The organism is Vibrio sp. V42_P2S4T144, assembly GCF_009904715.1.
Lineage (GTDB): Bacteria > Pseudomonadota > Gammaproteobacteria > Enterobacterales > Vibrionaceae > Vibrio > Vibrio alginolyticus.
The window spans coordinates 1-7,297 of sequence record NZ_WXWS01000213.1 but is presented as its reverse complement, the minus strand read 5'-3'; the positions used below and the strand labels follow the sequence as shown (position 1 = coordinate 7,297).

Below are 7,297 nucleotides of genomic sequence, written 5' to 3'. Positions count from 1 at the left end.
CATATAAGGTCAATCCCACGTCTAAATGGGAAATCTATTCCCCCAACCCACTTTTATGCTTAATATCCTAGAAGGGCATATTACTCTGAGCGTATATGGACAAGTTTTATCACTTTCTTACTTTAGCTGGCATTGGGCTATATTGGTTACTGGTCGCAGGTGTGACCATTCGTGTCGTTTTAAAGCGCCGTGCAGTGAGCGTGTCTTTAGCTTGGCTAATGATCATTTATATCCTTCCCGTTCTGGGTGTCGCATGTTATTTCCTCTTCGGTGAACTGAACTTAGGCAGAAAACGAGCCGAACGTGCGAAAGAGATGTTTACACCATTCGAGAAGTGGTTCAGTCAACTTAACGACTGTAACGCGCACAACCCAGAAACGATGGGAAGGCACATCTACCGAATCGATGAACTTTGTAACAACCGCCTTGGTCTTCCCGCATTGAGCGGCAATACATTGTCGCTGCAACAGTCACCTAATGAGATTTTGCATTCCATTATTGAAGACATCGAAAACGCGCAGAGCAGTATTCGAATGGTATTCTACATTTGGCATCCGGGTGGTTTGGCTGACTCTGTCGCTTCTGCACTTATCCAAGCGGCTAAACGCGGCGTAGATGTCAAACTATTGCTCGATTCAGCAGGTAGCCCGCGTTTTTTCAGAAGTCCTTGGTATCGAATGATGCAGGATGCTGGAATTGAAGTTATTCAAGCGCTAGAAGTGAAGATGTGGCGTATTTTCTTACGTCGTCTTGATCTTCGCCAACATCGCAAGATCATCGTAATTGATGATGAAATTGCTTATACAGGTTCAATGAACTTGGTTGACCCGGCTTACTTCAAGCAAAACAGTGGCGTCGGGCATTGGGTGGACATCATGGTTCGCATTACGGGACCAACGGTAAACGTATTGAGTGCCATCCACTGTTGGGATTGGGAAGTCGAAACTGGCGAACGTCATTTACCGAGACTACCTGAATGCAAGATCGATGAGAGTGAATTCCAACACCCTATTCAGGTTGTGCCTTCTGGCCCAGGTATGCCGGAATATCTGATCTATCAAGTATTAACATTGGCAATAAACCAAGCCAATCGCTCGGTACGAATCACAACACCATATTTCGTGCCCAATGCTGATTTACTCGAAACGTTAAAGATGACAGCACAACGAGGCATTGACGTTGAACTCATTATTCCCCATAAAAATGACTCTATGATGGTACAATGGGCGTCACGCGCTTTTTATAGTGAGCTCTTGAGTGCAGGGGTCAAGATTTATGAGTTTTATGGTGGTTTGCTGCATACAAAATCTGTCGTAATTGACGACCAATTCTGTTTAGTTGGCACCGTAAACATGGATATGCGCAGCTTGTGGCTGAACTTCGAAGTGACCCTCGCCGTTGATGACGAAGAGTTCACCAAGCAAATGTCTTGGTTACAAGATAGCTATATTAAGCAATCTCACACTGTTGTATTGGAAGAATGGGAGAAAAGGAGCCTATTTTCTCGGTTCTTAGAGCGAGTGTTCTATCTCTTCAATCCACTCCTTTAATACCTCAAATACACCGACTAAAAAACCTCCAGCGCTACATGCATCCTGCTGGAGGTTTGTTCTTTTAGCTCCCTATCTACACGATACCTCTCGACATCATTACCTGTTCATCTTGGCTGTTATTGGCTGATAGTTGACTTTTCCCTTGCATAACCTACGTCGTCCATGTTTTAAATATTCCAAACCGCAATCTTTAAGACAGGGAACTTTTATGTCAGAGGGAAAAAAAACCAAACTCATTACCGCTGGCCGCGATAAAAAGTGGACAAATGGTGTTGTAAACCCACCCGTTCAACGCGCTTCAACTGTGGTATTCAATACAGTTGCAGAAAAGAACCAAGCCACCATTAATCGTGCAAACAAAACGTTGTTTTATGGTCGCCGAGGCACCAACACGCACTTTGCTTTCCAAGACGCAATGGTTGAGATTGAAGGTGGAGCTGGTTGCGCGCTTTACCCTTGTGGAACGGCAGCAATTTCAAACGCCATCCTCTCTTTCGTTGAAACTGGCGATCACATTCTAATGGTGGACACTTGTTACGAACCAACTCGTGACTTTTGTAACACCATCATGAAGAAAATGGGCATCGAAACCACCTATTATGACCCAATGATCGGTGAAGGTATCCGAGACTTGATTCAGCCGAATACCAAAGTCCTTTTCTTAGAATCTCCTGGTTCAATAACCATGGAAGTCCAAGATGTACCTACATTAGCGCGCATTGCCCACGAGCAAGATATCATTGTGATGCTTGACAACACATGGGGAGCTGGCGTGAACTTCTCTCCTTTCGAGCATGGCGTAGACATTTCCATTCAAGCGGCGACTAAGTATATCGTTGGACATTCAGATGTCATGCTAGGTACTGCTGTGGCTTCTGAAAAGTATTGGGATCAGCTTCGTGAACAAAGCTACCTGATGGGTCAGTGCGTTTCTCCTGACGACGCATACCTAGGTCTTCGAGGTATTCGCACGTTGGATGTTCGCCTAAGACAGCACGCAGAAAGCAGTTTAAAAGTCGCTCAGTGGCTCGCTTCTCGCCCAGAAGTTGATCATGTCCGCCATCCAGCTTTAGAAACAAGCCCTGGCCATGAGTTTTTCAAACGAGACTTCACAGGTGGAAACGGCTTGTTTTCATTTGTTCTCAAAACGTCTTATCCAAAAGCGACGACGGCTCTGCTTGATGGTATGAAACACTTCAGTATGGGTTACTCTTGGGGCGGTTATGAAAGCCTCATTCTAGCTAACGAACCTAAGAGCTTTAACAGCCTGAGAACCGTAGCTCACCCACACTTTGAAGGTACTTTGGTTCGTATTCATATTGGCTTAGAAGACGTAAATGACTTGATCGCTGATTTAGAGGCTGGTTTTGCGCGTTATAACGCCTTAATGCTTGAAAAAGAAGTCTCCCTATAACAATGATTGAATCGCCCTGCATTGCGGGGCGTTTTTATAACCCTCTGACTTAATTAGAATCAACTAACATTCACCCGAACCATTAATTGATGTTAATCATTTGTGTTGTTTTTCAATTGAGCAGTCACAGAATGAAATAATGTGCCATAAATAGGCTTTTCAAATTTAGAGTTTCTCTCCTACTTTTTATCATTCATAAGAGGTCATACCACAAGGAGATAGTTTTGAAACTCAAATTTATAGCGCTAATGCTTTTTACCTTAGTTACCGTCCCAATAACCTCCGTATACGCTGCAACAGGTTATACCCAAACCAAGTATCCGATTGTTCTGGTTCACGGTTTGTTTGGTTTTGATACCCTGGCAGGCGTTGATTACTTTTTCGGAATACCACATTCCTTAACAAAAGATGGCGCTACGGTTTATGTTGCACAGGTATCCGCGACCAATAGCAGCGAAGTTCGAGGGGAGCAACTGCTTGCTCAAGTAGAAACCTTACTTGCAGCAATAGGCGCAGAGAAAGTCAATCTCATTGGTCACAGTCATGGTGGTCCAACAACGCGCTATGTTGCCTCTGTCCGTCCTGACCTAGTCGCATCAGTTACGAGTATAGGAGGCGTTAATAAAGGGTCTAAAGTGGCAGATTTAGTTCGTGGCACCGTATCTGAGGGTTCGGGTAGTGAGCAGCTCGCGGTAAAACTGGCGCAAGGCTTAACTACTCTTATTAATCTTCTATCAGGTGGTTCTGATCTCGACCAAGACCCTTTAGCCTCACTAGCAGCATTAACCACGGAAGGATCATTAGCGTTTAACCAACACTACCCGGAGGGAGTCCCTACCAGTGAATGTGGTAATGGTGACTTGCTGGCTTCAAATGGCGTTTATTACTACTCATGGACCGGATCATCCACTTTTACAAACGTTTTCGATCCGACCGATGCTGCCATGATGGTACTTGGCTTAGCCTTTGATGGGCCAAATGATGGCTTAGTTGGTGCGTGCAGCACACATTTGGGCAAAGTCATACGTGATGATTATCAAATGAACCATTTGGATGAAATTAACGGCCTACTCGGTATTCATCATCTTTTTGAAACCGATCCAGTCACGCTTTATCGCCAACATGCAAATCGTCTCAAACTTCAAGGTTTATAAGAGGTCATCACAATGAAGAAAGTCGCTCTCACCACTTTTATCCTGCTCTCGATATTTGGCGTGGGAGCGCTTTCTCTGTTGCAAAGCGACAAACAACAAGAGATAACCTCTAACCATTCGCAATCTCAGCAAGATATAGCCGCCGATGTCTCTTCCCCAAAAGACTTCTTCGAATATTCTCTTAGCCGGCTGGGCGAAGAAGATCTCGATACGATCAAAGCGGAAGTTAATGATGACACTTTAGCAAAGCAAACTCTGAATATTGATGCCAAACTTTTTCAAACCTACCTTTCCTACAAGCAAGCACTCTCTGCATTAGAGCCTTTTGAGCACAACCACCTAACGCTTGAACAGTTAACCATGCTGAATGAAGCAATACTGAACTTACAGCTTCAATACTTTAACGAGGTGCAGATAACCCAATTGTTTGACGAAGAAAACCGACTTCGCCAACTTGCTTTAGAAAAGCTGACGATTAAAACACAGGCATCGGATAGCGAGAGTCAAGAACACCTTCTCAATCAAGCGTTATCAGAACAACCGGATTACATACGAGAAAGTGAACGCAATAACGCATTAGCAAAGCAGCTCGAGCAAGCTTCTCAGCTTGATTCACAAGACAAGTACATCGCCCGTGTTGCTCTGGTAGGAGATGCCGGAGCGCAGAGGCTCCAAAAGCTTGATGAGCAAAGAGCATCATTTGAGACTCAACTCGCCACTTACTTAAAGCAGCGTCAAAATATTCTGAATAGAGATTTTCTAGGGCAAGACGAAAAACAGGCAGAAATCATTGCTTTAAGAAAACAAAGCTTCGATACCACTCAATGGCGTCGAATCGAAGCTTTGGAACGTATTCATGATAGCCAGAACTAACAACATTAGCTTAATCGCCAAACGTTACTTATTCTGCTTTTTAGGACATCCAACGATATGGTCATCCACCATGCCGACGGCTTGCATGAAAGCATAACAGATGGTTTCACCGACAAACTTGAAGCCTTTCTTTTTTAGGAATTTACTCATGGCTTTGGATTGCTCTGTCGAAGCTGGTACGTCACTCATATGTTGCCATTGATTGACGATTGGTTCACCGTCCACGAACTGCCACAACGCGTCTGATAAACTCCCGTATTCAGCAATTAACGCTTTAGCCGCTTTGGCATTACTAAATACCGAGTTAATCTTTCCGCGATGTCTCACAACATCGAAGTTTTCCACGATGTATTCAGCGCGTTCTTCATTTCTTTGTTCCAACGCATCTAGGTCGTAGTTCTCGAACGCTTCTCTGTAACCTTCGCGTTTTTTAAGGATGGTGATCCAGCTAAGCCCAGCTTGCGCACCTTCCAAAGTAATAAATTCAAACAGGACTTGGTCGTCATATACTGGCACGCCCCATTCGGAATCATGATATTCGCGTTCTAATGGGTGATTCATCGCCCACGCACACGTTTTTTGTTCTGTCATTATTCTTCCTTAAAAAGCGCCTCTAACTGATGAGCTAGAGGCGCGATATTTTTCATCGTTATATCAGTAGCACTAAGCCTGTTTCGGTACTGCCACTTTATGGAACAAACGATACAACACTGGCACGACAATCAGTGTCAGGACTGTCGCAAAACCCAAACCAAACATAATCGTAACCGCCATTGGTTTGAAGAAAATATCTGGCAACAGTGGGATCATACCAAGGATCGTCGTGATAGCAGCCATACAAACGGGACGGACGCGACTTACCGCAGCATCAACGACCGCGTCATAAGCCTCTTTACCGGACTTCATTTCAATTTCAATTTGGTCCAGTAATACGATGCCATTTTTGAGCACCATTCCCGATAAGCTTAAGAAGCCGAGCAATGCCATAAAACCAAACGGCGTGTTGAGCGCCAACAAACCGGTGGTGACACCAATTAACGCCAGTGGCACGGTAAGCCAAACAATGAGTGGCTCTTTGATAGAGTTAAATAGGAATACAGTGATCAAGAACATGAACAAGTACCCCATTGGCATGGTAGTAAACAGCGACTCTTGAGCATCACCAGAAGATTCGTATTCACCACCCCACTCTAGTGAATAGCCAGGAGGCATTTGAATCGCTTCGATTTGGGGCTGTAAACGTTTTTGCAACGTCGATGCGGTTTCTTCACCTAGAATATCAGGGTCTGCCATCACAGTGAGCATACGCTTACGGTTCTTACGCACAATAATAGGATCCTCCCAACGCATGTCGTAACCCATTGTGACTTGTTGAAGTGGAATAAACTCACTCTGTGCTGGACTCCATATTTTCATGCCTTCGATGTTACGAATATCAATACGTTCATCTTCAGGTAAGCGAGCCACGATAGGCATGAGCGTCGTGCCGTCTCGGTAAAGGCCTATCGTCATTCCAGAGAATGACATAGACAAGAAGTCATCGACATCTGATTTTGTAATGCCATAGCGACGTGCCTGACTCTCGTTAAACTGCGGTTCAAGAACTTGGGTTCGTTCACGCCAATCATGCCTGATATTTGTTGCCTGAGGATCGGCGTACATGATGTCCTTGACCTGAGCGGCTATCGTACGAAGGACGGTTGGATCTGAACCAATAATGCGCGCTTCAATTTTTGCACCACCACCAGGGCCTAATTCAATCTGTTTGAGCTTGTAATTGATTTCTGGGTAGTTGGCTTTTAAATACTCTCGAAACTTCGCCATTAATGGTTTTAACGCTTCGTAGTTTTCCATACGAGTGGTTATCTCACCATAAGCCGCATAACTTTTCTCTGGCGCGTACGTTAACATGAAGCGCTGTAAGCCTTTACCCGCGGTCGTCGTGATATGGTCAACATGCTCTTGCTTAGCTAACCAACTTTCTAACTCTTTAAGCGTTGTGTTAGTTGCTCGAATATCAGTTCCTTCTGGCATCCATACATCTAACTGAAAAATCGGCGTTGTCGAAGATGGGAAAAACGCTTGCTTCACAAAGGTGAACCCGTAAACACTTGCCGCTAATCCCGCAATCAGCACCACAACGGTAAACCAAGCACGACGCATACAAAACTGAAGAAACTTTTTATAAATAACGAAAATAACCCCGTTATATGGATCATTTTCTTCCCCTTCACCTTGTTTAATCTTCTGGCCTTTAAAGAAGATGTCAGCAAAGAATGGTGTCAACGAGATAGCGGTAAACC

Annotated in this window: 6 protein-coding genes; 4 read left to right on the top strand and 2 right to left on the bottom strand. The window is 44.4% G+C overall.

The features are described 5' to 3' along the window. Positions 1–95 precede the first annotated feature (95 nt). The 4 genes from cls (at position 96) to CAG68_RS07600 (ending at position 4,994) form a co-directional block, all read left to right on the top strand. Positions 96–1,550, top strand: a complete 1,455-nt coding sequence (gene cls / locus CAG68_RS07615) for a cardiolipin synthase (RefSeq protein ID WP_005378105.1) — start codon at positions 96–98, stop codon at positions 1,548–1,550. A 211-nt stretch (positions 1,551–1,761) separates the two neighbouring features. Beyond that, positions 1,762–2,967, top strand: coding sequence for a cystathionine beta-lyase (locus tag CAG68_RS07610; RefSeq protein WP_017820862.1), 1,206 nt, complete (start codon positions 1,762–1,764; stop codon positions 2,965–2,967). 224 nt (positions 2,968–3,191) lie between these two features. Then, a complete protein-coding gene (locus CAG68_RS07605; protein WP_104978988.1) occupies positions 3,192–4,121 on the top strand; it encodes an esterase/lipase family protein in 930 nt (309 codons plus the stop codon). Positions 4,122–4,133: 12 nt separating this feature from the next. Further along, a complete protein-coding gene (locus CAG68_RS07600) occupies positions 4,134–4,994 on the top strand; it encodes a lipase secretion chaperone (protein ID WP_054574032.1) in 861 nt (286 codons plus the stop codon). A 24-nt stretch (positions 4,995–5,018) separates the two neighbouring features. On the opposite strand, the gene CAG68_RS07595 is transcribed toward CAG68_RS07600, so the two are convergent. Continuing rightward, positions 5,019–5,585, bottom strand: coding sequence for a DNA-3-methyladenine glycosylase I (locus CAG68_RS07595; RefSeq protein WP_005378109.1), 567 nt, complete (start codon positions 5,583–5,585; stop codon positions 5,019–5,021). Positions 5,586–5,657: 72 nt separating this feature from the next. Continuing rightward, a partial coding sequence (locus CAG68_RS07590; RefSeq protein WP_161440975.1) for an efflux RND transporter permease subunit occupies positions 5,658–7,297 on the bottom strand: 1,640 nt, incomplete at its 5' end.